The organism is Sphingosinicella sp. LHD-64, from assembly GCF_031157375.1.
Lineage (GTDB): Bacteria > Pseudomonadota > Alphaproteobacteria > Sphingomonadales > Sphingomonadaceae > Allosphingosinicella.
This window is the reverse complement of sequence record NZ_JAVIFV010000007.1, coordinates 1-24004: the sequence shown is the minus strand read 5'-3', so window position 1 is coordinate 24004 and position 24004 is coordinate 1. Positions and strand designations below refer to the sequence as shown.

General features: G+C 68.1%; 27 protein-coding genes. 15 read left to right on the top strand and 12 right to left on the bottom strand.

Translation table 11 applies throughout. The features are described from left to right. Positions 1-12: 12 nt before the first annotated feature. Positions 13-735: an acetoacetyl-CoA reductase gene (phbB, locus tag RCO27_RS18800; RefSeq protein ID WP_309004261.1), complete on the top strand. Its 723-nt coding sequence runs from the start codon at positions 13-15 to the stop codon at positions 733-735. Positions 736-831: 96 nt separating this feature from the next. Continuing rightward, entirely contained in the window at positions 832-1065 is a 234-nt protein-coding gene (locus RCO27_RS18795) for a ribbon-helix-helix domain-containing protein (RefSeq protein ID WP_309004260.1), read from the top strand. On the opposite strand, the gene RCO27_RS18790 is transcribed toward RCO27_RS18795, so the two are convergent. Next, complete coding sequence (locus tag RCO27_RS18790; protein WP_309004259.1) at positions 1062-1514, bottom strand: helix-turn-helix domain-containing protein; 453 nt, start codon at positions 1512-1514, stop codon at positions 1062-1064. The genes RCO27_RS18795 and RCO27_RS18790 overlap by 4 nt on opposite strands. A 70-nt stretch (positions 1515-1584) precedes the next feature. Here RCO27_RS18790 and RCO27_RS18785 point away from each other — a divergent pair, with 70 nt between their 5' ends. Then, positions 1585-2430: a class I SAM-dependent methyltransferase gene (locus tag RCO27_RS18785; RefSeq protein ID WP_309004258.1), complete on the top strand. Its 846-nt coding sequence runs from the start codon at positions 1585-1587 to the stop codon at positions 2428-2430. 5 nt (positions 2431-2435) lie between these two features. Here the strand turns inward: RCO27_RS18785 and pgeF are convergent, their stop codons facing one another. Both pgeF and RCO27_RS18775 read right to left on the bottom strand, forming a co-directional pair. Then, positions 2436-3200, bottom strand: coding sequence for a peptidoglycan editing factor PgeF (gene pgeF, locus RCO27_RS18780; protein ID WP_309004257.1), 765 nt, complete (start codon positions 3198-3200; stop codon positions 2436-2438). Next, on the bottom strand, positions 3194-4447 hold the full coding sequence (locus RCO27_RS18775; protein ID WP_309004256.1) for a toll/interleukin-1 receptor domain-containing protein: 1254 nt from the start codon (positions 4445-4447) through the stop codon (positions 3194-3196). The genes pgeF and RCO27_RS18775 overlap by 7 nt, the downstream gene beginning before the upstream one ends. Positions 4448-4541: 94 nt before the next feature. Here RCO27_RS18775 and RCO27_RS18770 point away from each other — a divergent pair, with 94 nt between their 5' ends. Together RCO27_RS18770 and RCO27_RS18765 are read left to right on the top strand one after the other, a co-directional pair. Beyond that, positions 4542-4901: a hypothetical protein gene (locus tag RCO27_RS18770; RefSeq protein WP_309004255.1), complete on the top strand. Its 360-nt coding sequence runs from the start codon at positions 4542-4544 to the stop codon at positions 4899-4901. Continuing rightward, positions 4898-5095 (top strand): hypothetical protein, encoded by a 198-nt coding sequence (locus tag RCO27_RS18765; protein WP_309004254.1) that lies wholly within the window; start codon positions 4898-4900, stop codon positions 5093-5095. The genes RCO27_RS18770 and RCO27_RS18765 overlap by 4 nt, the downstream gene beginning before the upstream one ends. Positions 5096-5104: 9 nt before the next feature. Here RCO27_RS18765 and RCO27_RS18760 read toward each other — a convergent pair whose 3' ends face one another. Genes RCO27_RS18760 through lgt form a run of 5 tightly spaced genes read right to left on the bottom strand, consistent with a single transcriptional unit; the run spans position 5105 to position 8395 of the window. Next, positions 5105-5512, bottom strand: coding sequence for a RidA family protein (locus RCO27_RS18760; RefSeq protein ID WP_309004253.1), 408 nt, complete (start codon positions 5510-5512; stop codon positions 5105-5107). Positions 5513-5540: 28 nt separating this feature from the next. Further along, entirely contained in the window at positions 5541-6053 is a 513-nt protein-coding gene (locus RCO27_RS18755) for a GNAT family N-acetyltransferase (protein ID WP_309004252.1), read from the bottom strand. Next, positions 6050-6559 carry an N-acetyltransferase gene (locus RCO27_RS18750; protein WP_309004251.1) on the bottom strand — a complete coding sequence of 170 codons (510 nt, stop codon included), beginning with the start codon at positions 6557-6559 and terminating at the stop codon, positions 6050-6052. The genes RCO27_RS18755 and RCO27_RS18750 overlap by 4 nt, the downstream gene beginning before the upstream one ends. Further along, positions 6556-7539 carry an SAM-dependent methyltransferase gene (locus RCO27_RS18745; RefSeq protein WP_309004250.1) on the bottom strand — a complete coding sequence of 328 codons (984 nt, stop codon included), beginning with the start codon at positions 7537-7539 and terminating at the stop codon, positions 6556-6558. The genes RCO27_RS18750 and RCO27_RS18745 overlap by 4 nt, the downstream gene beginning before the upstream one ends. Continuing rightward, a complete protein-coding gene (gene lgt / locus RCO27_RS18740) occupies positions 7526-8395 on the bottom strand; it encodes a prolipoprotein diacylglyceryl transferase (protein ID WP_309004249.1) in 870 nt (289 codons plus the stop codon). Before lgt ends, RCO27_RS18745 begins: the two co-directional genes overlap by 14 nt. A 90-nt stretch (positions 8396-8485) precedes the next feature. Here lgt and RCO27_RS18735 point away from each other — a divergent pair, with 90 nt between their 5' ends. From RCO27_RS18735 to RCO27_RS18725, 3 genes are all read left to right on the top strand, one after another. After that, a complete protein-coding gene (locus tag RCO27_RS18735; protein ID WP_309004248.1) occupies positions 8486-10156 on the top strand; it encodes a class I adenylate-forming enzyme family protein in 1671 nt (556 codons plus the stop codon). A gap of 63 nt (positions 10157-10219) precedes the next feature. Continuing rightward, entirely contained in the window at positions 10220-10585 is a 366-nt protein-coding gene (locus RCO27_RS18730) for a hypothetical protein (protein WP_309004247.1), read from the top strand. Position 10586: 1 nt separating this feature from the next. Beyond that, the gene (locus RCO27_RS18725; RefSeq protein ID WP_309004246.1) at positions 10587-10994 is read left to right on the top strand and encodes a hypothetical protein; all 408 of its coding nucleotides are present in this window, start codon (positions 10587-10589) and stop codon (positions 10992-10994) included. A 146-nt stretch (positions 10995-11140) separates the two neighbouring features. Here the strand turns inward: RCO27_RS18725 and RCO27_RS18720 are convergent, their stop codons facing one another. Together RCO27_RS18720 and rarD are read right to left on the bottom strand one after the other, a co-directional pair. After that, positions 11141-11737, bottom strand: coding sequence for a YdeI/OmpD-associated family protein (locus RCO27_RS18720; protein ID WP_309004245.1), 597 nt, complete (start codon positions 11735-11737; stop codon positions 11141-11143). Positions 11738-11789: 52 nt separating this feature from the next. After that, positions 11790-12692 carry an EamA family transporter RarD gene (gene rarD, locus RCO27_RS18715; protein WP_309004244.1) on the bottom strand — a complete coding sequence of 301 codons (903 nt, stop codon included), beginning with the start codon at positions 12690-12692 and terminating at the stop codon, positions 11790-11792. Between the two features lie 93 nt (positions 12693-12785). Here rarD and RCO27_RS18710 point away from each other — a divergent pair, with 93 nt between their 5' ends. The 5 genes from RCO27_RS18710 (at position 12786) to RCO27_RS18690 (ending at position 18122) form a co-directional block, all read left to right on the top strand. Continuing rightward, complete coding sequence (locus tag RCO27_RS18710) at positions 12786-13304, top strand: hypothetical protein (RefSeq protein ID WP_309004243.1); 519 nt, start codon at positions 12786-12788, stop codon at positions 13302-13304. A 12-nt stretch (positions 13305-13316) separates the two neighbouring features. Next, positions 13317-13721 (top strand): ribose-phosphate pyrophosphokinase, encoded by a 405-nt coding sequence (locus RCO27_RS18705; protein ID WP_309004242.1) that lies wholly within the window; start codon positions 13317-13319, stop codon positions 13719-13721. A gap of 62 nt (positions 13722-13783) precedes the next feature. Further along, positions 13784-14443, top strand: coding sequence for a hypothetical protein (locus tag RCO27_RS18700; RefSeq protein WP_309004241.1), 660 nt, complete (start codon positions 13784-13786; stop codon positions 14441-14443). A gap of 190 nt (positions 14444-14633) precedes the next feature. Beyond that, the gene (locus RCO27_RS18695) at positions 14634-15374 is read left to right on the top strand and encodes a hypothetical protein (protein WP_309004240.1); all 741 of its coding nucleotides are present in this window, start codon (positions 14634-14636) and stop codon (positions 15372-15374) included. Between the two features lie 291 nt (positions 15375-15665). Then, entirely contained in the window at positions 15666-18122 is a 2457-nt protein-coding gene (locus RCO27_RS18690) for a DUF2235 domain-containing protein (RefSeq protein WP_309004239.1), read from the top strand. A 218-nt stretch (positions 18123-18340) separates the two neighbouring features. On the opposite strand, the gene RCO27_RS18685 is transcribed toward RCO27_RS18690, so the two are convergent. Next, positions 18341-20260: a peptidoglycan-binding domain-containing protein gene (locus RCO27_RS18685; protein ID WP_309004238.1), complete on the bottom strand. Its 1920-nt coding sequence runs from the start codon at positions 20258-20260 to the stop codon at positions 18341-18343. A gap of 166 nt (positions 20261-20426) precedes the next feature. On the opposite strand from RCO27_RS18685, the gene RCO27_RS18680 reads away from it, so the two are divergent. Both RCO27_RS18680 and RCO27_RS18675 read left to right on the top strand, forming a co-directional pair. After that, positions 20427-20573, top strand: coding sequence for a hypothetical protein (locus RCO27_RS18680; protein ID WP_309004237.1), 147 nt, complete (start codon positions 20427-20429; stop codon positions 20571-20573). Positions 20574-20799: 226 nt separating this feature from the next. Continuing rightward, complete coding sequence (locus tag RCO27_RS18675; RefSeq protein WP_309004236.1) at positions 20800-23397, top strand: DUF2235 domain-containing protein; 2598 nt, start codon at positions 20800-20802, stop codon at positions 23395-23397. Positions 23398-23551: 154 nt separating this feature from the next. Here RCO27_RS18675 and RCO27_RS18670 read toward each other — a convergent pair whose 3' ends face one another. Further along, positions 23552-23803 carry a hypothetical protein gene (locus tag RCO27_RS18670; protein WP_309004235.1) on the bottom strand — a complete coding sequence of 84 codons (252 nt, stop codon included), beginning with the start codon at positions 23801-23803 and terminating at the stop codon, positions 23552-23554. Positions 23804-24004: the final 201 nt, after the last annotated feature.

Below are 24004 nucleotides of genomic sequence, written 5' to 3'. Positions count from 1 at the left end.
GGAGAGCGATTCATGGCACGCGTAGCAATCGTCACGGGCGGCAGCCGCGGCATCGGCGAAGCGATCAGCATCGGCCTGCGCGATGCCGGAATCACCGTCGCCGCCAACTATGCGGGCAATGACGAAAAGGCCCATGCCTTCACCGCGCGCACCGGCATCAAGACCTACAAATGGGACGTGGCCGACCACGACGCCTGCCTCGCCAGCGTCGCAACAATCGAGAGCGAGCTCGGTCCCGTCGACATCCTGGTCAACAATGCCGGCATCACCCGCGACGGCACGATGAAGAAGATGAGCCGCGACCATTGGGACCATGTCATCGACGTGAACCTGGGCGGCTGCTTCAACATGGCCAAGGCGGTCTGGGCGGGGATGAACGACCGCAAATATGGCCGGATCGTCAACATCGGCTCGATCAACGGCCAGGCGGGCCAATATGGCCAGGTCAACTATGCCGCCGCCAAGTCCGGCATCCACGGCTTCACCAAGGCGCTGGCGCAGGAGGGCGCGCGCGCAGGGATAACCGTCAACGCGATCGCGCCCGGCTATATCGACACCGACATGGTCGCCGCCGTCCCCGCCGACGTGCTCGAGAAGATCGTCGCCAAGATCCCGGTCGGACGGCTGGGCAAGGCCGAGGAGATCGCCCGCGGCGTGCTGTTCCTGTGCGCCGAGGATGGCGGGTTCATTACCGGCTCGACGCTGTCGATCAACGGCGGCCAGCACATGTATTGACCGGCATGCCCCTTCAGCCGTCATTGCGAGCGCAGCGAAGCAATCCAGACTGGATTGCCGCGTCGCTACGCTCCTCGCAATGACGGGGAAGAGCCGATGGGGCCTATCAAGCGCTCGATCATGATCGCGGGCCATGCGACCTCGATCAGCCTGGAACCGGTCTTCTGGGAGGCGCTGCGGGAAGCGGCGGCGACGGAGGGACTGCCGCTCAATGCGCTCGTCGCGCGCATCGATGCCGAGCGGGTCGGGGCGCCCCGCCCTGCAAATTTGGCGAGCGCCATCCGCATATGGTTGTTCGCGCGCGCGCGTTCCCGCGTGCCTTCAGCCTAGGTCGCCCCACCGCGTGCGCGACGTCCGGATGTGGCGAGAAGCGGCGATCTGGGCAGGGCGCCGGACGCGGCGAGGCCCATGATCCGCCGGAAGGTCGGGCATTCGAGATGGCTCGGCGCCGGGCAGACGGCGGCGTGGCGCAGGCCGTCGCGGATCGCGCCGAGCTGGCCGATCATCCCGTCCAGCTCTTCGGCCTTCGCGAGCAGCCGGTCGCGATCGATCTCGGCGCGGCCGTCGGGCAGGAAGGTGCGCGCGATCTCGGCAAGCGAGAAGCCCGCCGTCTGGCCGAGCGCGATCAGCGCCAGCCGCTCCAGCACCGCCGATTCGAACAGCCGCTTGAGCCCGCGCCGCCCGACCGACGCGATCAGGCCCTTCTCCTCGTAATAGCGCAGCGCCGAGGCGGGCGTGCCCGACCGTTGCGCCACCTCCGCGATATCGAGCAGCCGCATGCTTGACCTCAAGTTCGCTTGAACTGGTACGGTGCCGCGAATCGCATCGGAAAACAACCGGAGACCGCCCATGTCAGACACGTCTTTCGCCAACCGCGACCAGGCCGCGCACTGGAACGATCTCGCCGGCCGCACCTGGGCCGAGCTGCACGAGGTGATCGACCGGGTGCTCGCGCCGATCGTGCCGCTGATCACCGCCGAGCTCGGTCCGATCGAGGGCGGCAAGGTGCTCGACGTCGGCTGCGGTGCCGGCGGGCTGACGATGGCGGCCGCAAAGCTCGCCGGCCCCAGCGGTCACGCCCTCGGCATCGACATCTCCGCGCCGCTGGTCGAGGCGGCCACTGCCCGCGCCGGGCGGAACGGCGTCGCCAATGCCGCCTTCCTCCAGGCCGACGCGCAGAGCCGTCGCTTCGATCCGCAGGCCTTCGATGCGATCGTCTCGCGCTTCGGCGTGATGTTCTTCGCCGATCCGGTCGCCGCCTTCCGCAACCTCCGCGCCGCCGCGCGGCCCGGGGCGACGCTGACCTGCATCGCCTGGCGCGGTCCGGCCGAGAACGACTTCATGACCGCCGGCCGCCGCGCCGCCGAGGGACTCATTCCCGATTTTCCCGCGTCGACCCCGGACGGCCCCGGCCAGTTCGGCTTCGCCGACGACGATCGGGTGCGCGGTATCCTGGACGCGAGCGGATGGCGGGACGTGGCGATCCATGCGATCGACCTGCCCTGCCGGTTCCCGCAGCGCGACCTCAGGACCTACATCACCCGCATGGGTCCCCTCGGCCCGGTCTTCCACGCCACGACCGATGCGGAGAAGGCCGAGATCACGCCGAAGATCGAGGCCGCCTTTGCGTCGTTCGTCCATGGCGACGAAGTCCGCTTCACCGCCGCCTGCTGGACGATCACCGCCCGCACCTGAGGGCGTCAGGAGAGGGCGATCAATGCGATCTGGCGACCGTAAGTCGGCTCGTCCCGGTGGGTCGCGCGGCGATAGCTGAAGAAGCGCTCGGGGTCCGAATAGGTGTCGAGCCCCAGCGCCTCGACCCGCCCGACCCCCGCCGCCGCGAGCCGCGCGGCGGCATAACCCTCCAGATCGAACTGGTGATGGCCGTCGCGCCCGGGCGAGAAGAAGCGGTCATTCTCCGGATCCGCCTCGACGAAGCGGCGGTGGAAGCCGTCATCCACCTCGTAGGATTTGCGCGCGATCGCCGGGCCAATCGCGGCCGTCACGTCGCCCCGCTGCGCGCCGAGCTTCTCCATGGCGATCAGGGCGGATTCGACCACCCCGCCGAATGCGCCCTTCCACCCCGCATGGGCGGCGCCGATCACGCCGGCCTTCGCGTCGGCGAACAGGATCGGCGCGCAATCGGCGGTGAGGATGCCAAGCGCGAGCCCGGGACGGTTGGTGACGATCGCGTCCGCATGCGGCCGCGCATCGTCCGGCCACGGCGCCGCCGCGAAAACCGCATGGGGCGAATGGACCTGATGCACCGTCACCAGCCGCGCCCCCGGCGCCACCGCCTCCACGGCACGCCTGCGATTCTCGGCGATCGCCTCACGTGAATCGTCCGACCCGAGCCCGACATTGAGCCCGGCGCATACACCTTCGGACACGCCGCCGCGCCGGCCGAGGAAGCCGTGCGGTGTCCCGATCAGCTTCGATGCGAACACGTCGATCCCGTTCAGCATTGCCGCTCGGCCCCCGCTTCGAAACCGCATCGGACCAGCGCCAGCTCGAACTGCCAGCCGCCCGCCTCGGCCGCCGCCTGCAGCCGCCGGTAGTCCTCGCGGCTCGATTGCGCGCCGATCGCGCCGACCGCCACCACATCGATCGGCCGCCGCGCCGTCATCAGGATCAGGCCGACATTGCGGGCATCGCGGTTCTCGTCGAAGAAATAGCCTTCATAGGCGGCGACCGGCCCGCGCGTGCGCAGCGGCGGCGCCTGCCGGCGGAAGGCGTGGAGATCGGGCACGAGCACTTCGACACCGCCTTCCGAATCGAGTCCGAGCAGCGCCGCTTGCGGCGGCAGCGCGTCGAAGTTCAGTTCGAATTCGAACCGCCCCGTCCAGCCGTAACGCGTCTGGCTGAGCGCGCCGCGCGGCGGGATGACCGTGAGCCGCGGGCGGTCTTCCCAACGATAAGGCCGCAGCAGCTGGAGCTCGGCGCAGATTTCCGGCGGCGCGACGGCGACATCGGCCACGTCCACTGCCGCCAGCGGCACCTGCGCGGTTTCGGCCTCGCGCATCAGCAGCGCCTGCAACGCATCCGGCGCCGCGGCGATGCCGGACAGGAAGATGCGCTCGCCGCCCTCGCTCGGCCGCACGCTGCCGATCTGCACCCAGCCGCATTCCAGCGCTTCGGTGCGTGCGTTGACGAAATCGGTGGGTGTCCGCGTGACCGGATCCTCCTCAAGTCGAATCCAGCCGAGGCCGAAGGCGATGCCCGCAACGGCCAGCAACAGCGCGGCGAGGCCGCCGATCCACAGGCCGGTGCGCCGCGGGCGCGTCCGGCGGCGGGGCGGTGCGGCTTGCGGCGTGCCGCCCTCGAGCCTCGCCCGCACCTGATCGACGAACCAGGGGATCAGCGGGTCGTCGTCACGGCCCGAAAAGCCGGCCAGGTCGACCGCCTGCCAGCCGCCGAACCCGAACGGCGGCGGCACCTTGTCGATCAGCACGCCGAGATAGGCCGAACGCGACGCGGCCAGCTCCGCCTCCTCGCGGACATAGCGGCCGTCCGCGCCGGTCGATCCGTGCGACCAGGCGACCACGCCGAGCTTCGCCGCCGCGATCCGCTCGGCGATCGTCTCGCGCCAGTGGCCGCCGGCGGGAATGTCCTGGTCCCACCAGGTGTCGATCCCGGCGGCACGCAGGGCGGCGACCAGTGGCGCCACCCGGCCGCGGTCCTCGCGTTTGTAGGAGAAAAAGACGTCGCTCATCCCGCCCCCGGTCGGCCGCCTTTGTAGGCGAGCCGGGGGGCGCGGCGCCAGCCTCGTCGCGCCCGCCGCGTTTTTCGATTATGAGAACAGCCGCATGACCACCGACGCCCGCATCACGAGAAGGCTGACGCGCCGCTCCTTCCTCGCCTGCGTCGTCGGCGGTGCCGCGGCCTCCGGCGCGCTGGCCAATCCGCCAAGCCGGACGCCGGCAACGCGGCAGATGGTCGTCGACGGCGACCCCTCCGATCCCGCCCGTCCGGTGCCGGTCACCGACAGCGACGCAGGCCCGCAATCGGACCGCCCCGGCCTCGGCCGCCGGCGGGGCGCCGTGCGCCCGTCGCGCGTGCCCGATCCGCCGCCGGCGCCATCGGTTGCGAGCCCCGAACCGACTCCCCCGGGCGGGCCGAGGTCCAGCTTCGTGATCTGCCCCGGCCACCCGCGCTGCCCGAAATGACGGGATGGCGCACATGGCCGTTCCTCATGGTGCTGACCCTGTCCGCCTGCGGCCAGAGCGCGGCGCCGCCACAACAGTCCGAGAGCCCGCCGACGGCTGCGCCGGCCCCGTCCGGCGCCGCCAGCGGCAACGCCTCGGCGCCGCAGGAAAGCTTCATCATCTGCCCGGGCGATCCGCGCTGCCCGCCGCGCTGACGTGAGCCGCTAGGGCGCCGCATCGTCGATGACGGCGAACGCGTCGACCTCGATCAGATAGCCCGGGGACAGCGAGACGACGCCCATGAGCACATCGGCAGGCTTGTGATCCCCGAAGAGCTCGACGCGCGCCGCTTCGATGATCGCCATATGCTCGTCGCGCCGGTAATCGACCACATGGATCGTGATCCTCGCCACCTGATCGGGCCGGGCGCCGGCGGCCTTGAGCGCGCGGCCGAGATTGGTGAAAACCTGCCGCGCCTGCGCGCGCAGATCCCCGGGGCCGACGAGCTGGCCGTGGATATCCTCCGGTTCCTGGCCGGAGACGAACACAAGCCGGGAGCCTGTCGCCACGACGACCTGGGTGTAGGTTTCCGGGCGTGGCAGGTCGTCCGGGTTGATGCATTCAAGGGCCATGGGATGATCTGCTCCTCAACAAGGGATTCTAGAGGTCGCGCCGCATCACCGGGTCGATCGCGACCGTGTTGCCGAGTGTGAACGGCGCGGTGCCGACGATCTCGAAGCCGTGCTTGCGGTAGAAGGCCTGGGCGCGGTCGCCCTTCTCCCAGACGCTGAGGAAGAGGGCCGGGGCGCCGTCCGCTTTCGCCGTCTCCGCCGCCCAGTTCATCAGCACCGCCGCGATGCCCGCGCCCTGCCAGGGCGTCAGGATGTAGAGCTGCTTGATCTCCAGCGATCCGGCCGGATGGTCGATCGGCAGGTCCATCGGCATCAGCTTCAGATAGCCCGCGACTTCGCCATCCTCCTCGGCCACCTGCACCCGGCAGTCGGGCCGGGCGAGATCCGCGATCAGGCCGTCCGGGCCGAAGCTGTGATCGAGATGTTTCGCCATATCGTCCGCCGGGAACCCCCAGCTGAACGTCTCGGCGAAGCATTGCCGGCCCATCGCCGCAAGCGCGGGGCCGTCCGCGGTGGTCGCCGGCCGGTAGGTGATGCTCACAGCGTCCTCCGCATGATGATGTCCTCGTCGGCATGAGTGCCGACCATGAAGGCGTGGCGTGCGACCTCGGTGAAGCCGTAGCGCGCATAGAATCGCTGGGCGCGGATATTCTCCGTGAAGACGGAAAGGTAGATGTCCGCGGCGCTCCGGTCGCGGGCCGCGGTGAGCACCCAGTCCATCAGCACCGGCGCGATGCCGGCGCCCTGCCAGGGCTCCAGCACGTAGAACTGGAACAGCTCGATCGCCTGCGGTGTGGTCTCGATCGGCAGGCCCGGCGGGCCGATCTTGGCGAAGCCGACGGTGGCGCCGCCGCCCTCGGCCAGCCGCACCGCGATGCGCGGATCGCCGAGCTCGCCGCGCCAGCTCGCCTCGCTGTGCTTCTCGAGGAAGGCGGCGAGATTGTCCGGCGTGTAGAGATGGCCGAAGGTTTCCGTGAAGCTCCGGCCGCCCAGGTCGGCCATGATGGCGGCATCGGCTTCGGTGGCGTCGCGATAGGTGATGGTCATGGCGCGAATCCTGCCGGATCGGGCCATCCCGGCGCAAGTGCCGCCATCGCCCGGAACAGCCGGCCCATCTGTTCCGGCGCGGTCAATCGCCGCCGCGCCGCCTCGATCTCCTCGGTCCGATCGGGCGCGCTGCGGGCCAGCGCTGCGGCGCGTACCGCGATCCCCATCGCGTCGAGCCACTCGCCCTGGCCGGCCGGCCCGGCGACGCGCGCGCCGCCGTCCCGCGCCGCGCCGGCGAGCGCATGGAAATCGACATGGGCGGTGAGATCGCGGCTGCCGGGCTGGGCCCAGGGATCGGCGTAGGCGTGGCCGGAAACCGCCTGCAGCGTATCGCCCCGGCCCGGCCGGTCGTGCCCATAGTCGATCACGAGCGCGGCGCCGCCCTGCCGGGCCAGCCGCGCCGCGAGGTCGCGCATGACACCGATCGAGGCGGGCGAGCTTTCCGTCTCGACCTCACCGTCGCGGAGGAATCCGCCGTCGCCTGCCATCACCCGAAGCTCGCGCCCGTCGGCGGCAAACTGCCGGATCGGCAGCGCATCGAAGAATTCGTTGGCGACGACCAGCAGCGGCCGGTCCACCGGCAAACCGCCAAGATCGTCATGCCACTGCGCGCCCGGCACGCGCTCCGCCTGCGCCTGCCGCAGCACCGGGCTGGTCTCGACGAAGTGGACCGGCGGCACCAGACCCGCCGCTCTCATCGCCCGCAGCGCATCGGCCGCCAGCGTCCCCCGCCCCGGCCCGAGCTCGACATAGACGGCATCGGCCGGCGCCCCGGCGCGCTGCCACAGATCCGCCAGCCACAGGCCGACCAGTTCGCCGAACATCTGGCTGATCTCGGGCGCGGTGACGAAGTCGCCGCCGCGGCCGAGCGGATCGCGCGTCGCATAATAATGCGCATTGGCCTCGGCCATATAGTCGGCGACGGGGATCGGCCCGTCGCGTTCGATCCGCTCCCTCAGCCGCCGCTCAAGCGGCGACATCGGCCGGCACCGGCCGGACGCGGTCGGCCCGCCTGCCGGCCGTCAGGATCAGGTAGAGGCCGCCCAGCACCATCGGCAGCGACAGCCACTGGCCCATATGCAGGCCGGTGGCCTGCGCGAAGCCGACGAGATGGGCGTCGGGCTGGCGGATGAACTCGACGAGCACGCGGGCGAGCCCGTAGACCAGAAGGAACGTGCCGACGAGCTTGCCGGGCTGGTAGCGGGCGCGCGTCTTCCAGAACATGACCCAGAGGATCAGGAACAGCACGATCCCCTCGAGGATCGCCTCGTAGAGCTGGCTCGGATGACGCGGCGGGCCGAGCACGCGCATGCCGTCGACGATCTCCGGGAAACGCACCGCCCAGGGTACGTTCGTCGCGCCGCCCCACAGCTCGCCGTTCACGAAATTGGCGAGCCGGCCGAGGAACAGCCCCGGCGGGATGCAGCAGGCGACGTAATCGTGGATCCGCAGCCAGTCGAGCTTGTGCTTGCGCGCCATCCACAGGATGCCGAGGCTGACGCCGATCACGCCGCCGTGGAACGACATGCCGCCGTCCCACAGCCGCACGATCTCCACCGGATTGGCGAGATAGTCCATCGGCTTGTAGAACAGCACATAGCCGAGCCGGCCGCCGAGGATGACGCCGAGCGTCGCGTAGAACACCATGTCGTCGGCATGGCGCCGCGCCATCGGCGCGCCCGGCTGGGCGATCAGCCTCATCAGGTACCACCAGCCGAGGATGATGCCGACGAGATAGGCGAGGCTGTACCAGCGCAGCTGGAACCAGCCGAGATCGAGCGCGACCGGATCGAGGCCGAGACCATTGTAGGTGATCGCGTCCCCAGCTGCTATCAATTGTGTCAGTAACGCGTCGATCAAGGCTTCCCCCTCCGGGCTCGCGCCTTCATAGTGGGGGGACAAGAAAAGGCAAAGGCAGGAGCGAGGATGCTGAGCGAGCTCGACCGCAGATATGACGCCGCGATCGCCGCGGTCACCGGCCCCGGCGGCAAGGTCGAGGTCCGTCCCGACGAGCTGGGCCGGATGATCCCGGCCCAGCTGCCGGGGACGCTGCCTGCCTTCTTCGATTTCTTCTGCATGGTGAACGCGGCGACCGAGGCGGTGGTCGCCGGCGACGAGCGGCTCACCTTCGCCGATCTCAACGCCCGCGCCACGACCCTCGCCCGCGCGCTCGCCGGCGCCGGCATCGCGAAGGGGGACCGGGTCGCGATCGCGATGCGCAACTGTCCGGCCTGGATCGTCTCCTACATGGCGGTGGTGAAGGCCGGCGCCGTCGCGACCCTGATCAACGGCTGGTGGGAAGCGGGCGAGCTGCGCCATGCCCTCGAGCTGACCGAGCCGAAGCTGGTCATCGCCGATGCCGGCCGCGCCAAAAGGATCGCCGCGACCGGCCTGTCGCTCGACATCGTGACCCTCCCGATCGAGGAACCGATCGACGCGGCGATCGCGCCCTTGCTGGGGGAGGAGGGCGAGCTGCCTGCGGTCACGCCGGAGGACGACGCGACCATCCTCTTCACCTCCGGTTCGACCGGCCTTGCCAAGGGCGCCGTCTCCACCCACCGGGCGGTGACCACCGGCGTCTACACCTATGCGAGCCAGCTCGCCGTGCTGCTCGGGATCAAGGAGGCGATGGGCGATCCGCCGAAGAATCCGCCCCGCACCCTGATCATCGTGCCGCTTTTCCACGTCACCGGCGAGGTGCCGTGCATGCTGAACAGCTTCGTCATCAACCGCGGCATGGTGATCATGCCGAAATGGGATGCGGGCGAGGCGCTCAGGCTGATCGAGAAGGAGAAGATCACCTATTTCGTCGGGGTGCCGACAATGAGCCTGGAGCTCATGGAGCATCCCGACCGCGACAAGTACGATCTCTCGACGATGACCGACATCGCCTCGGGCGGCGCGCCGCGGCCGGTCGCGCACGTGCCCAGGTTGGAGGAGGCGTTCAAGGGGGCGCAGCCGGCGCAGGGCTACGGCCTCACCGAGACCAATGCGGTCGGCTGCGGCAATTTCTGGTCCAACTATCACGAGCGGCCCGCCTCGGCCGGCCGCGCCCACCGGCCGTTCGTCGAGTTCGCCATCCTCGCCGACGACGGCAGCCATCTGCCGACCGGCGGCCATGGCGAGATCGGCATCCGCTCGGCCGCCAACATCCGCGGCTACTGGCGCGACGAGGCGGCGACCGCCGCCGCCTTCACCGCCGATGGCTATTTCCGGACCGGCGACATCGGCTATCTCGACGAGGACGGCTATCTGTTCATCGTCGACCGCAAGAAGGACATCATCATCCGCGGCGGCGAGAACATCTCCGCGGCCGAGGTCGAGGCGGCGATCTACGCCCACCCGGCCATTTCGGAAGCAGCCGTGTTCGGCATTCCCTGCCCGGTGCTCGGCGAGCGTCCGGCCGCGGTCGTCTACAGCGAGAAGGGCGACATCGACGCCGAAGCGCTCACCGCGTTCCTCGCCAGCCAGATCGCCCGGTTCAAGCTGCCCGAGCGCATCTGGGTGGTCGATGCGCCGCTTCCCAAGCTCGGCACCGGCAAGATCGACAAGGTCGATCTGCGCGCCCACTATCGCGACGTGGCCGCGGCGGCCTGAACTTCGGCTGCAACCGGAAGGGCCGGTCGTTCATTGACGGCAGGGGGAGCTGGAGGAACGCTGATGCCGAAGCTCGCTGCCTTCGCCCCGGCAATGCTGGCCGCCCCTCTCGCCGCCTGCCAAGCCAATGCGCCGGAACCCGGCAACAATGCCCAGTCGGTCCAGAACGAGCTGGCCGGCCTGCCCGAAGGCCAGCGCAACGCCGTCTTCATCCGTGCGATCCGCGACGCCAATCAGGATTGCCAGCATGTCGAAAGTTCGGCCCTGGTCGGCGCGCATCAGGGTTTCCCGCTCTGGTCGGCGCGTTGCGCCGGCGGACGCACCTTCACCATTGCGATCGGCAATGCGGGTGAGGCACAGGTGATCGACGATGCGGTCGCCCGCCTGCCCGGCAACGGGACTGCACCCGCCAACGCCCAGGGGGACTAGAATGCGACTTGCCGTCATCGCCGCCATTACGATGTCGCTCGGCCTGATCGCCGGCTGCGACGACGGCCGGCCCGCCGAGAACGTCACCCGGATCAAGGTCGCCAACCCGCACAGCGACCAGCTGAAGGCGCTGTCGCCGTCGATGCAGCGGCTCGGCCTGATGCGCGCGATCCGCGACAATGGCCGGCGTTGCGGCCGGGTCGAGGCGTCGTCCTATCAGCAGGAATATCGCGGCCTCGAAATGTGGGTCGCGCTCTGTGAGGACGGCCGCCACTGGGGCGTGTTCATCGCGCCCACCGGCGACACCCAGATCCGCGACTGCACCCAGAACCGGCAGCTCAACCTGCCGCAATGCCGCCCGGTCGCCGCGCTGCCGGAGGACCCGAATGCGAACAGGACCGGAACCTGATTCTTTTCGTCACCCCAGCGAAGGCTGGGGTCTCGTGGGGGTTCGCCACGACATCTTGTCCTGAGATGCCAGCCTTCAGCCTGTGGCTGAAGTTTATCCTGAGCGCCTGCCTTGCAGGCAGTCGAAGGGCTGGCATGACGGATGCCTCAGCAATTCTCGTACTTCCAGTGCCGCTTCTTGCCCTCGGCGAGCCATTCGACCGCTTGGGCGACGCGCTTCGCGCGGGTCTCCTCCCGCTTCGCCTCGGTCACCCATTCGACATAGTCGCGCTGGCTGCTCGGCGGGAAGCCGTCGAAGGTCGCCGCGGCGGCCGCATTCCCGTCCAGCGCCGCGCGCAGGTCGCCGGGCACGTCGAAGGGCGCCTTGGGATGCTTGTTGCGCGGCGCCTTCACCCCCTCGTCGGTCAGCGCCATCGCCTTCCTGATCAGCGCCTCCAGCGTCGCGCGGTCCGGCAGGTCGTCGATCGCGGTCAGCCGGCCGAACTGGCCCATCGCCGACATCATCTCGGCCGTGTCGCCGGTGACGAGCCCGCCCTTCCAGAAGCCGAAGGTCGCATGCGCCTTGAACGCCGCCATCCCGGCCAGCATCTGGCCCTTGTACAGGAAGGTCGGCGCACTCCATTTCATCGCCTCCTCGCCCTCGGGACAGGCGGCATGCACCACCGCCCGCAGATGTTCGAGGATCGGCCGGGCGAAGTCCGCCTGCCGCGCGATATAGGCATCCATCCGGGGATCGGTCTTCATGGCCCCCTCCTGTCGCCAGCAAGGATGACGCGCTTGCCGGCGATTCACAAGCTCAGGCGGCCGCCCTCGCCCGTGCCGCGGCACGCAGCCCGTCGAAGCTGACCAGCGCCAGCGCGCTCCAGATCAGGGCGAAGCAGACCAGGTGCGCCGTCGTCAGATGCTCGCCGAAGGCCAGCACGGCGGTCAGGAACTGCAGCGTCGGCGAGATATACTGGAGGAAGCCCATCGTCGAATAGGGCAGGCGCCGCGCCGCCGCGGTGAACAGGAGCAGCGGCACCGCGGTGATCACCCCGCCGAACACCAGCAGCAACGCAATGCCGGTGCCGTGGTCGGTGAGGCCGCTCTGGCCATGCTGCTGGAGCCAGACCAGCCAGCCGAGCGCGATCGGCGTCAGGATCAGGGTCTCGATCGAGAGGCCCTCGAGCGCATCGACCGGGGCGATCTTGCGCAGGAACCCGTACAGCGCGAACGTCCCGGCCAGCGCGAAGCTGATCCACAGCCCCGTGCCCGCGCCGAGCGCCAGCACGGTGACGCCGGCGGCGGCGAGCACGGTCGCGACGACCTGCAGCCGGCTCAGCTTCTCCCGGAGCAGCACGACGCCGAGCAGCACGTTGATCAGCGGGTTGAGATAATAGCCGAGGCTGCTCTCGATCACATGGCCGGACACGATCGAATAGATGTAGATCAGCCAGTTGCCGCCGATCAGCAGGGCGGTCAGCGTCAGCGTGATCATCACCCGGCTGGTGCCGAGCGCGGCGCGGATCGCCGGCCAGCGCCGCCAGATGGTCGCGAGGACGCCAAGGAACAACAGCGACCAGACGATCCGGTGCGCGACGATCTCGGTCGACGGCACCATCGCCACGAGCTTGAAGTAGAGCGGCAGCAGCCCCCAGCAGAGATAGGCCCCGACACCGAACAACAATCCGGCGCGCGTGCGACTCTGCTCCTCGCTCATGGCGCGCCACGTAAGAGCGGGATGTGGCGACAACAAGGCGGCCTATTGTATTATATCGATAACACACTTATGATGCAGGTGAAGGAGAGCTTCATGACCCTCGCCAAGCTGCTTCCCGCCGTGACTGCCCTTGCCCTGCTCGGCGCCTGCGAGGCGCGGATCGGCAACGACGCCGCCCCGGTCGCGGAGAATGCCACCGCGGAGAATCGCGCGCAGGAGGGCCGGCTGACGATCGAGGCTCCCGGCTTCAACCTGCAGATGGACATTCCCGAATCGATGCGCGCCGACATCAACGACGACAGCGACGGCATGATCTATCCGGGCGCGGCCTTCGGCGGCATCCACGTCCAGGGCAATCGCGGCGACGGCCGCGACCGGCCGGACGAGGTCGAGCTGCGCTTCTCGACCGGCGACGATCCGGCCCGGGTCGCCGCCTGGTATCGCGATCCGGCGCGCAGCAGCGAGTTCAGCATCACCCGCAATGCCGAGGAGAATGGCGCCACGGTCATCGCCGGCAACCAGGCCGACGGCGACGGCACCTTCACGCTCCATCTCGCCCCGCGGGGCGGCGGCGGCACCGAAGCGCGGCTGTTGCTGACCGACAGGAATTGATACGTCTCCCGCATGACGCGGGAGGCTGTTTCGAATCCGCTGGCCGATCCGGACGAGGTGCGCGCGCATCTCGTCGCGGCGGCGCGTGCCGGCGTCGCGCTCTCCTATGGCGAGCTGCTCGAACATCTCGGCTACCGCTTCACCCGGCCGAAGATGCGGGCGCTCTGCGCGATGCTCGGCGAGATCGACCGGGTCGCGGCGCTGCGCGGCGAGCCGGAGCTGGCGGTGCTGCTGGTGCGCGCCAGCGACGGCATTCCGGGCCAGGGCTGGTGGGTCGGGGGCACCGCGCGCGAACGCGGCTATGCGGGCCCCTGGGAGGGGCCGGAGGCCGCCCGCTTCATCCGCGCCGTACAGGCGGAAACCTTCGCCTTCTGGCAGTCCCGGAACGGGACAGAGGGTGAAACCGCCCCGGATTAACCACTTAGGCAGGGGAAAGACGGCGCGGATTGAGGCATAGCGGGCGCGACAGGAGCCCGCTCATGACGAACCGTTCCGCCCCCTTCCTTCGTTCCGCCGCGCTCGCCGGCCTGCTCGCGCTTGCCGCCTGCGGTGGTGGCGCCGAGAACAATCTCGCCGCACTCGACAACGCGCTGATCGCCAACGGCGCCGATCCGGCGCTCACCAGCGCGCTCGAGGACCAGATCCTGGTCGATCCAAATCTCGTCCAGCAGGCCCATCCGAACAGCGCGCGTCCGCCCGAAACGCCGGTGCAGGCGCAATATCCGGCCGATCCCGCCGGCACCCGCGTCGCCGCAGGGCGGGGCGGGGCGGCGAGCGCGCAGGGCGCTGCGGCGACCGCCGGCATCGGCGCCGATCTCGATTACGGTCCGCAATGGGCGCAGCGCCTGCCGGCCGAATTCCCGCCTTATCCGGGCGCGCGCGTGACCGAGGCGGCGGGCAGCCGCGACGCGCGCCGCCTGCGCGTCGTCACCTTCCGCACCGCCGACCGCGCCGATCGCGTGCTCGGCTTCTACCGCAGCGCCGTAACCCGCGCCGGCTATGACGCCGAGCAGCAGCGCCGCGGCAACGATCAGGTCCTCGGCGGCACCAACGCCCGCACCGACGGCGCCTATTACCTGATCGTCACGCCGCTCCAGAACGGCTCGGACGTTGCCCTGATCGTCAACAACGGGCGGTAGACCGATCAATCTCCTCCCGTCATGCCAGCGAAAGCTGGCATCCAAGCGGACTTCTTGCAGCTCCGCTGACTCTGCTTGGACCCCAGCTTCGCTGGGGTGACGGTTTGATTTGGGGAGCGAACGTTGCCGTAGGTTGCGGCTTGGCCCGCCCCGCGGCGTCTTTCGGTCGTTCACGGACCGGATGACGTTCATGCTGCTTCTCACCCGCCGCGCCGTTCTGGCCTCGGCCTTCGCCCTCACCGCCGGCTGCCGCGTCGAGATCGGCGACGATCCGCCGGGGCCGGGGCCCGGGCCGACGCCGGTGCGGTTCGATTTCTCCTTCGCCAACGGGCTCGACGGGTGGGAGCCGGCCTATGCCGATTACACGCTCGGCATGGAGGCTTCGATCGGCTTCGCGTTCGGACATGAGCGGCTGCCGACGCCGCTCGCCAGCTTCTCCGGCCTCTATCTCGCCGCCGACAACCGCTCCGACGACGTCTTCATGTACGCCGTCCGCCGCATCGACGGCCTCGCCGCCAACCGCCGCTACCGGGTCAACACCCAGCTCCGCTTCGCGACCAACGTGCCCGCAGGCTGCCCCGGCGCCGGCGGATCGCCGGGCGAATCGGTCTATGTGAAGGCGGGCGCGACCGGCTTCCGGCCGGAGAAGGTCATCCAGGGCTCGGCCCTCCGGGTCAATTTCGACAAGGGCAACCAGTCGACCGGCGGTGCCGACGTCCGCGTCATCGGCGACATCGCCCAGACTGGCCCGGGCGGCAACTGCCTCGCCGCGGCCTACCAGCTCAAGGTCCTGTCGACCGGCACGACCGGCCCCACGGTCACCACTGATTCGAGCGGCAGACTGTGGTTGATCATCGGGACAGATTCCGGCTTCGAAGGTTTTACCAAGCTTTACTTGATCGACGGAACCGCCACGCTGGCTCCGATCTGAGTCTGGCCGAATTGGGTGGTGGCCGATCACGCAGATTTCTGAAGAACCTCGGCCGGCAGCCGGTTTCGATGACGGGCGCGTTCCGCCTCGCGAGACAGTTCCGCAGCTGCGCCTCGAGACTGGAGGAAGAGCCTCCACGCCGGTGACGGCGACCGACAGCGGCAGGATCAAAGCGGAACCGGCATGATACCTGTCGAAACGGAATATAAATTCATGGTCATCGCGAAACATCTCCAATATATGAAATAACTTCGAGTCGACATTCTTTCATGGCGTCAGGGGGGGCGTGCCATGGATGCAGTTACGACCGCCATCGATGAGATGTCAGCTGATTCTGTGCTCGAAAGCACGGAAGCAAAAACCGTCGTTCTTTTTTCGGACGGAACGGGAAACCACAGCGGCAAGCTTCACAAGACCAATGTCTGGAGGATGTATCAGACGATCGATCTCGGTGTACCGGAGAGGAAGGGAGATCGGATCCAGATCGGCCGATACGACAACGGGATCGCCAATTCGTCCTTCCGCCTTCTGGCCATGATCCAGGGGATATTTGGCTGGGGCCTCAAGCGCAACATCCTCTCGCTCTATCTTTTCTTGTGCCGAAACTATCGACCCGGCGATTCGATCTGCCTGTTCGGCTTCAGCCGGGGCGCGTTCACCATGCGGGTCCTCGCCGACTTGATTGATCGGCAAAAGATCCTCTCGCACACGCATGGCGAGGCGCTGAGCTACTTGGTCGAAGACGCCTATCGCGACTATCGGCGTGGACAGCACCCGAGGATGTGGCCGATGCGCGGCCTGGTCCCGCTCGGCAGATGGATCATGCGCGGCGTTCGATGGACGTGGCGAACGGCGCGGTTCCGCAAACATTATGCCGACGCCGAGCGGGTGGACGGCGAGATCGCCTTCCTCGGAGCCTGGGACACGGTCTCGGCCTATGGCGGCCCGATCCTCGAAATTATCCGCGCCGTGGATGATTGGGTGACGCAGATCAGTTTCTCGGACAAGAGCGTCCCGGCCTGTGTCAGGGCGGCGCGCCACGCCCTGGCACTCGATGACGAACGTGACAGCTTCCAGCCGCTTCCCTGGGACGAATCGGCCACCGACCGGGCCCGGCTGACGCAGGTCTGGTTTGCCGGCATGCATTCCGATGTCGGCGGCGGCTATCCGGACGACAGCCTCTCCTACGTTTCCTTCATCTGGATGCTGGACGAAGCAAGCGCAGCTGCAGGATTGCGCTTCCGGCCCGATCGGGAACGCGATGCCCGCCTGCAGGCCGACAGTTTCGGGCCGATCCACAATTCCCGGTCCGGGCTGGGCGGCTATTACCGTTATCAGCCCCGCAATATCGCGGCGCTAATGTGGCCCGCCGGGAAGGGCACGGAATCGCTGCGCGATCCGGAACAGCCGGCGAGACAGGGGATGCGCCGGCCGGCACTGATCCACGACAGCGTCTTTCGCCGTATCCGCTCCGGAACAGACGGCTATGCGCCGCTCGCGATCTCAAAGGATTTCGAGATTGTCGAGGATCTGTCCGCCAAGCCTGCCCTCGCATTGCCCGCCGAATATCTGGCGGAGATCAGCAGCCGGCAGTGGCAGGAACCCCATGCATGGGCGCAGGAACGGGTATGGGACTGGGTCTGGGCGAAGCGAATCGTCTACTTCCTGACGGTGGGCGCGTCGCTGATGGCCGCGAGCGCACCTCTCTGGCTGGATATCAGCGGCGCCGCCAAGTCCGCGGGAGGCCTGACGGAACTCCTGCGGGTGCCATGGCAATGGCTCACAGGTTTCGCGCCCGATATCTTCGATCCGTGGTTGGATCTCTTCATCGACCGGCCCTGGGTGCCCGTCATATTCGCTGCTGCGATTTGGATACTCTCCAGGGCCAGCGGAGTGCTCGAACGCATTTTGCGTGTCGAATGCCGCGGCAACTGGCGTGAGGCCAGCCAGAAAGCGCCGCCGTCGAAATCGCCCGTCTACCGGCTCCGCACCAATCGGATCTATCAGCATGTGCTCGGCTTCCTGAGATGGCAGGCACTGCCGTCGCTGGTCGGCCTTGTGCTGCTCACCGTACTGCTGTCGCTTCTCGCCTCGGCGCTCACAGTGGCCCGGCTGACCTGGAGCCAGCGGGACGACATTTTCTGCCAGCCAGGCTGGCCGGAGGATGGAACCAGCGAAACCTTCTGGATGTCCACCGCAGATCCATGCAACCGATCGTCGTTCAAGGTCACGCGAGGTCAAGCCTACGACATCATCCTCGTCGTTCCGCCGGCCGACCAGTGGCACGACGGAGATGTCCGGACAAACCCACAAGGCATTCGAGCAGGCGAGCTCCTGCCATTCCGGCTGGATTGGCTCTTCGCGGGCATGCGTCGGGCGCCTAGGGCGCCATGGATGCAGCCACTCGCCTATATCGTCGACGAAGGCACCAGCGCCACGCATACGCAACCGCTGCCAGGACAATATGATGCGGCCTCCGGCGTCTATCGTGCCAGATTCGTGGCGGAGCTCAGTGGCCGGTTCGCGATTGCCGTTAATGAAGCGGTGCCGCCATGGCCCTTGCCCGCCAGCTTCTTCTACGATCATGATCCGGGCAACGGCCTGGCGGCACCCGCCAACCGCGGACGTGCCTGCGTGCGGATCGCGCCGGCAGACAAAGTGGCGATCGACGCTGTCGCGTCCATGTCACGGCAGCAGGACCCGTGCCAGGATATCGTGCCGGCTGCACCGAACAAGGCCCAGCCATAGGGCTGCCAGTCTGCGGTGGGCCAGATGAAAGCGGTCGAATCTGATCGTTATTCTTCCGCGCGCCCGACACGCCTACTGGCTAGAGCGCGATCATCTTAAGCTGCATCGTCATTGCGAGCGCAGCGAAGCAATCCAGTGCGGCCTTCGAGTCAGGCTGGATTGCTTCGTCGCTTCGCTCCTCGCAATGACGAGATGTTTCAGGCTAAGCTGATCATGCTCTAGACGGCGAAGGCGCCTTTCCCCCACGTCTCGTCCTTGAGCTCCGGCTTCACGGCGGCGATGCCATCCTTGACGACCTTGATCCGCTCCGCCCAGCGAGGATCGCCCGCGCCGATCCTCGCCAGGGCCGTATCGGGTGTGGCGGATTCTATGGCATCCCGGATCGCGCGATAGGTGCCGCGGCCATGGTGGAGGATGTCCGCCACCCAGATCAGCCGGTGGATCGGCTGCTTCGCCAGATCGACGCCGTAATGCGTACCGAGCCGCTTCACCCGCTGGCCGAACCGGGTGATGCCGATATCGATCTGCGCCCGCGCCACGTCCTTCGACGCGAGGGCCCAGCCGAGCAGCCGGGCCGCATTGACGACCTCGACCTCTGATACCGTCGTCGCGTCCGGATTGAGATAGGTCATGAAATCGGCCAGCCGCCCGTTCGCCGCGATCCGCTCGAGCGAGGCTGTGCCGGTCGGCGTGCGCCGGTGCACCTGCCCGCCAACTAAAGTGAGGTCGGGGAACCAGCGCTTGGCGTCGTCGAGCGCCAGCAGCCGCCGGAACAGCAGGATCAGGTTGTCGTCCGGCGTGTGCGAGGCGAGCTGGAGAATGCCGAAGGTGAGCCCGGCCCCGTCATAGGTGTTGATCCGCCCGAACAGGCCGCTGCTCTCGCCCATGATCGTCGGCAGCAGGAACCAGGCCCACGCGCCCTTATCTTTGCCAAGCCCCTGCGCCCAGTCCGCCGCCTCATATTTCCCGCCGGGCAGGTCGCCGAGCTTGCTGGCGGGCTGGTAGATGCCCTGATAGCTGCTCCATTTGACCGAAGTGCCGACATAGAAGGCCTTGCCGCCGTCGACCGCGGCCGACCAGTCCTTGCCGTCGAGCTTGACCGCGATGTCGTGCGGCCCCTCGTCCTTCCCGGCCAGCGTGTCGAGCCCGTCGATCGACACCCGGACGCCGAGGTCGGCCACCGGCGCGTCCGGCTCGGCGTCGGCGAGGGTCGGCAGGTCGACGCCCAGCGCCGCGGCGGTGTTCGGACCGACCACGCCGTCCGCCTTGCCGCGGCCGAACTCGCGGGTCTGGAACGCCATCAGCGCCTCGATCGTCGCGCGGGCGAAGTCGCCGTCGGCGATGCCGAGATCGAAGCCCTTGTCGAGCAAAGCCGTCTGCACCTCCTTCACCAGCGCGCCCGAGGAGCCGAAGCGGACCGACTGGCGAACCTGGTCGGCCGGCTTGGTCGCCACCATCGCGACCTCGGCGCCGCTGAACAGCAGGTAGACATATTTCCGCTGCCCGCCCGGCGCGTCATAGGAGTTCTCGATGAAACGCTTCCACGGTCCCGTCTCCGGCCGGTTGCCGCGTGCGGACGAGCGCGGATGGCCGCACACCACCTGGCAGCCGGCGCTGCTGAACCCGGCGGTGTCGAGATTGTCGTGATAGGCCGAATGGAGATTGTCCCACACCAGATCGCCATCGAGGTCCGCCGCGTCGAGCAGGTCGTAGTCGAGGTCGTCGCTCGTCCGCCACACCGGGAAGAATACGGCCTGGCGGAAGGCGCGGTGTCCGCTCGGCCGCCCCGCCTTGTGGATGCCGCGCTCGTAGCGGTAGCGGCCAAGCATCAGCATGTTGGCACCGACCCCGGCCCGGGCGCGCGCGGCGCGGATGTTACCGATCGACGGCACGGTCGAGCCCGGAAACACCGCCAGTTCGCCCGTCTTCGGGCGGTGCTGGCCGATCGTGCAGCGCATCTGGACGTTGTTGATGTCGGTCAGCCGCAGGCCGTGGCTCTTCGCGAAGGGCGTTCCCGAAATGTCGGTCGGCAGCGCGCCGCGAATGCCGAAGAAGACGAGGTCGTCGTCCGGCATCTCGAAACTGTTGCGTGCGGCGAGGCGGCCGAGCAGCGCCTGGTTGATCGTCAGGTCGGTCATCGCGAGACTCCTCCTTCGGACGGTGCGGCAGAGAGACGCGCACTCGGAGGCGAACCTATCGCAGGCGAAGTCGTCGAAGGATCGCGAGTCGCGACCGGTCCCCCCAATGGGCATGCTGCGGCTTTCGCCTCGGTCTGTCCAGACGATATGAGGAAATTAACCAGAATTGGAGCTGATTTTCCCGATGAGTTACCTGCAGTTCGTTGAAACAATGAAGTATCGCTTTTCGGCTTCGGCCATTCTGGACCGATATGAGCTTGTCGATCGGCAGGAGGGCGCCCCCATGCTGTTCCACGGATGGGCGGAAGGCTGAATCTGACCGTTTTGCCTGGGCCCTGACGACATTTGGATCATTCTGTGACGCAGTCGTTCTCATGTCGGCTGCCGCCGGATACCTGTTTCTGTTTGCCGGATGGATTCCATGAACGACAGAAGCACGTAAACCGCATCAAGATGAGTCCGATATTGCTGGCGCACAACCCGATGTTGACCTGAGCCTTATTCGAGATCAGTCTGGCATTTCTGGCAGGGGGACGAACATGCCGGAGATTCCTGCGAATCCGGACGACCATCCGTACGTCAAGTCGATCATCCTGTTTTCCGACGGCACCGGGAACAGCAGCGCAAAGCTGTTCAAGACCAATGTCTGGCGCCTCTACGAGGCCGTGGACCTCGGCCCGACCCCGTCGCCCGCCGACATGCCGGTCCAGGTCGCCTATTACGACAATGGCGTCGGCACCTCGGCCTTCCGCCCGCTCGCCGTCCTGGGCGGGATCTTCGGCTTCGGCCTGAGGCGCAACATCCTCAACCTCTACCGCTATGCCTGCCGCAACTATCAGCGCGGCCGCGCCCAGCAGGCCGGGCCCAACGAGACCGAGGGCGACCATATCTACGGCTTCGGCTTCAGCCGGGGCGCCTTCACCATGCGGCTGGTGATCGCCATGATCGCGAAGGAGGGCCTCGTCGACTATGCCGACGAGCGCGATCTCGCCCGCAAGTCGCGCGACGCCTATCGCGCCTTCTGCAGCGATGCCAACCCGCGCTTCTTCAGCTGGCCGGCAAGGGCGGCGCGCGCGGTCCGCAACCGGCTGGTGACCGGCTGGCGCAAGCTCTGGCGCCACGAGGTCTATGACCGGACGCGAAACTATCAGCCGGTGATCCGCTTCATCGGCGTCTGGGATACGGTGGCCGCCTATGGCGGCCCGTTCGCCGAACTCACCCGGGCGATCGACAACTGGATCTGGCCGCTCAGCATGCCGAACTATCAGCTCTCGCCGCGGGTGCGCCGGGCCCGGCACGCGCTCGCCATCGACGACGAGCGCGACGCCTTCCATCCGCTCTTGTGGGACGAGGTGCATGAGCGGGCGCTCATCGACAGCCCGGCGAATCAGGCGAAGCCGGCGAAGGATCCGACCCGGATCGACCGCGACCGGCTCAAGCAGGTCTGGTTCACCGGCATGCATTCCGACGTCGGCGGCGGCTATCCCGACGAGAGCCTGAGCTATGTTTCGCTGCTCTGGATGATCGACGAGGCGAAGACATGCGGGCTGCGCATCCTGCCCCGCATCGTCGAGCGGATCGAGGATCTGGCGAACAGCTTCGGCCCGATCCACGATTCCCGCGCCGGCGTCGGCGCCTATTATCGCTACCAGCCGCGCAAGATCGCCGCCTATCTCCACCCCGTCGACACCTCGACGCTGGCCATGCGCGATCCGGCGATCCGCGACGAGGCGGGGAACCAGAAAGGCCTGCTGCTGCGCGCCAAGATCCACGAGACGGTGATCGCGCGCATCATCTCGGGCACCGACAATTACGCCCCGATCAATCTGCCGGCCGAGTTCGACGTCGAGCCGCCGCTGCCGCAGGGCGCGGTGAACGTTCCGCCGCTCGTCGAGCAGCGATTGCGCGAGCGTCTTGGAGTCGTCGGGCCGGGGGAGGTCGCCTCGCCGGCGATGCTGGCGCGCGCACGCGACCGACACGAGCGGCAGGAGACGATCTGGGACTGGGTCTGGGGGCGCCGGGTCGTCTACTTCCTGACCCTGTTCCTGACGCTGGGGCTCGCGGCGATGCCCCTCTGGATTCGCCTCGCGCCGCCCGCGCCGTTCTTCACCGACGGGCGAGCCTGGATCGGCAGCGTGGTCAACGGCCTCGGCTCGATTCTCCCGGCCTTCGCCCGGCCGCTCACCGAGACCTATTCCCGCCACCCCTTCTATTTCATGTCGTTCGCGCTCCTGATCGTCGTGCTGCTCGTCACCGGCACCTATCTGGAGCGCATGCTGAGGGACCGCAGCCGGCGGCTCTGGTGGTCGGCCTTCGAGTCCGATTCAGGCGATCTGCAGGGGCCGCCCACCTCCTGGCTCCGGCGCTGGCGCGACCGTGCCGGCTACCAGCGCAGCTGGCAGGTCTTCAAATGGCACGTCATGCCCAACCTGCTGGGCCCGCTCATGCTGGTCCTGCTCGCCTTCGGCGGCCTCTCGGTGTTCACCCAGGCGCGCCTGTCGGTGCTCGAGCGCGGCGACGATCTGTGCCGGCCGACCGATCCGGCGCGTCTCCAGCCCCTGCTCAAGGCGACGCGCGACTTTCGCACCAGGGCGCTGTGCGACCCGACCGGCGCGACGGTCGAGGAGACCGTCCGCTACGCGATCACGTTCAGCGTGACCGAGCCCTGGTCGGACGGCGCCTTGCCGGCCGCGCCGCAGGCGACGCCGCAAGGCGCGCCCGCGGTGGCACGCAACCTGATCGGCATCCCGCTGCGCCGCGTGATGACGGCGCGCTACCTGCAGCCGCTGATCGAGATCAGGCCGGCGCCGAGCGAGCAGGGGATCTTCCCCAATGTCTACATCTTCCCGCTCAGCCTCACCGAGATCCGGCCCGGCGCCAACATCTACCGCGCCGAGTTCACCGCCGAGCGCAGCGGCGAGCTGATGCTGTTCGCCAACGATGCGGTGATGCCGTTCGAAATGGGGCGGTTCCGCCGCGACTTCTTCTACACGCAGTCGGCCGGCGGGAATTTCGGCAGCGCCTGCGTCACCATCGAGCGGCTCGACCTCACCGACGCCGAGCGGCAGGAGGCCGACAAGGTCACGCCCTGCGGCCCGCCCTACCAGCGGCCGAAACGGCTGTTCCGGCCGCGCTAATGTTCGTCTCGGCTTGGCTGAATCACCCGTCCGTTCGGGCTGAGCTTGTCGAAGCCCTGCCCTTCTCTTCCGCATCAAAGAAAGGACAGCCCTTCGACAAGCTCAGGGCGAACGGTGGCGGTCCCACGACAACTGCATCAGATTCTGATCTCGCTCAGAAGTCGAGATAATCGTCGCAGGGCGGCAATGCCACGTCCGGTGCATAGCGGCCCGAAGCGGGATCGGCGGTGAACACGCGGCGATAGCCGCACACCGGATCGTCCGCCCAGGCGAGGTCTGACCGCCGCAGCGGCGGTGCCTGTGTCGAATCCGCGCGCGCCCGCGCTGCCGGAAACGGCACCACTTTGTTGCCTGCCCCGTCCGCCGCCGGCGCGGCCTGCAACGCCAGTGCCAGCCACAGGATCATGCGTGCCCTTCCTCCCGATTTCTCGTTGGTACGATGCTGCGGAAGGCCGCGCTAGAGGCGAGCCAGCCCCGTTCCGTTGGGCGGCGGCGTCGGGGCGTCGCCTTGGATTTCAGATGACGATGAAGTCGCTGGCGGCGAGGGCCGGCGCGGTCTGGAGGGTGGCGACCTGGATGGCGGCGCCGTTGCCGTTGCCGTCGGCAT

What these genes read in the sequence shown, in the direction of transcription:
- phbB (WP_309004261.1), top strand. Translation starts at nt 13, where the DNA reads ATGGCACGCGTAGCAATCGTCACGGGCGGCAGCCGCGGCATCGGCGAA.
- RCO27_RS18795 (WP_309004260.1), top strand. Translation starts at nt 832, where the DNA reads ATGGGGCCTATCAAGCGCTCGATCATGATCGCGGGCCATGCGACCTCG.
- RCO27_RS18790 (WP_309004259.1), bottom strand. Translation starts at nt 1,514, where the DNA reads ATGCGGCTGCTCGATATCGCGGAGGTGGCGCAACGGTCGGGCACGCCC.
- RCO27_RS18785 (WP_309004258.1), top strand. Translation starts at nt 1,585, where the DNA reads ATGTCAGACACGTCTTTCGCCAACCGCGACCAGGCCGCGCACTGGAAC.
- pgeF (WP_309004257.1), bottom strand. Translation starts at nt 3,200, where the DNA reads ATGCTGAACGGGATCGACGTGTTCGCATCGAAGCTGATCGGGACACCG.
- RCO27_RS18775 (WP_309004256.1), bottom strand. Translation starts at nt 4,447, where the DNA reads ATGAGCGACGTCTTTTTCTCCTACAAACGCGAGGACCGCGGCCGGGTG.
- RCO27_RS18770 (WP_309004255.1), top strand. Translation starts at nt 4,542, where the DNA reads ATGACCACCGACGCCCGCATCACGAGAAGGCTGACGCGCCGCTCCTTC.
- RCO27_RS18765 (WP_309004254.1), top strand. Translation starts at nt 4,898, where the DNA reads ATGACGGGATGGCGCACATGGCCGTTCCTCATGGTGCTGACCCTGTCC.
- RCO27_RS18760 (WP_309004253.1), bottom strand. Translation starts at nt 5,512, where the DNA reads ATGGCCCTTGAATGCATCAACCCGGACGACCTGCCACGCCCGGAAACC.
- RCO27_RS18750 (WP_309004251.1), bottom strand. Translation starts at nt 6,559, where the DNA reads ATGACCATCACCTATCGCGACGCCACCGAAGCCGATGCCGCCATCATG.
- RCO27_RS18745 (WP_309004250.1), bottom strand. Translation starts at nt 7,539, where the DNA reads ATGTCGCCGCTTGAGCGGCGGCTGAGGGAGCGGATCGAACGCGACGGG.
- RCO27_RS18735 (WP_309004248.1), top strand. Translation starts at nt 8,486, where the DNA reads ATGCTGAGCGAGCTCGACCGCAGATATGACGCCGCGATCGCCGCGGTC.
- RCO27_RS18730 (WP_309004247.1), top strand. Translation starts at nt 10,220, where the DNA reads ATGCCGAAGCTCGCTGCCTTCGCCCCGGCAATGCTGGCCGCCCCTCTC.
- RCO27_RS18725 (WP_309004246.1), top strand. Translation starts at nt 10,587, where the DNA reads ATGCGACTTGCCGTCATCGCCGCCATTACGATGTCGCTCGGCCTGATC.
- RCO27_RS18720 (WP_309004245.1), bottom strand. Translation starts at nt 11,737, where the DNA reads ATGAAGACCGATCCCCGGATGGATGCCTATATCGCGCGGCAGGCGGAC.
- rarD (WP_309004244.1), bottom strand. Translation starts at nt 12,692, where the DNA reads ATGAGCGAGGAGCAGAGTCGCACGCGCGCCGGATTGTTGTTCGGTGTC.
- RCO27_RS18710 (WP_309004243.1), top strand. Translation starts at nt 12,786, where the DNA reads ATGACCCTCGCCAAGCTGCTTCCCGCCGTGACTGCCCTTGCCCTGCTC.
- RCO27_RS18705 (WP_309004242.1), top strand. Translation starts at nt 13,317, where the DNA reads ATGACGCGGGAGGCTGTTTCGAATCCGCTGGCCGATCCGGACGAGGTG.
- RCO27_RS18700 (WP_309004241.1), top strand. Translation starts at nt 13,784, where the DNA reads ATGACGAACCGTTCCGCCCCCTTCCTTCGTTCCGCCGCGCTCGCCGGC.
- RCO27_RS18695 (WP_309004240.1), top strand. Translation starts at nt 14,634, where the DNA reads ATGCTGCTTCTCACCCGCCGCGCCGTTCTGGCCTCGGCCTTCGCCCTC.
- RCO27_RS18690 (WP_309004239.1), top strand. Translation starts at nt 15,666, where the DNA reads ATGGATGCAGTTACGACCGCCATCGATGAGATGTCAGCTGATTCTGTG.
- RCO27_RS18685 (WP_309004238.1), bottom strand. Translation starts at nt 20,260, where the DNA reads ATGACCGACCTGACGATCAACCAGGCGCTGCTCGGCCGCCTCGCCGCA.
- RCO27_RS18675 (WP_309004236.1), top strand. Translation starts at nt 20,800, where the DNA reads ATGCCGGAGATTCCTGCGAATCCGGACGACCATCCGTACGTCAAGTCG.
- RCO27_RS18670 (WP_309004235.1), bottom strand. Translation starts at nt 23,803, where the DNA reads ATGATCCTGTGGCTGGCACTGGCGTTGCAGGCCGCGCCGGCGGCGGAC.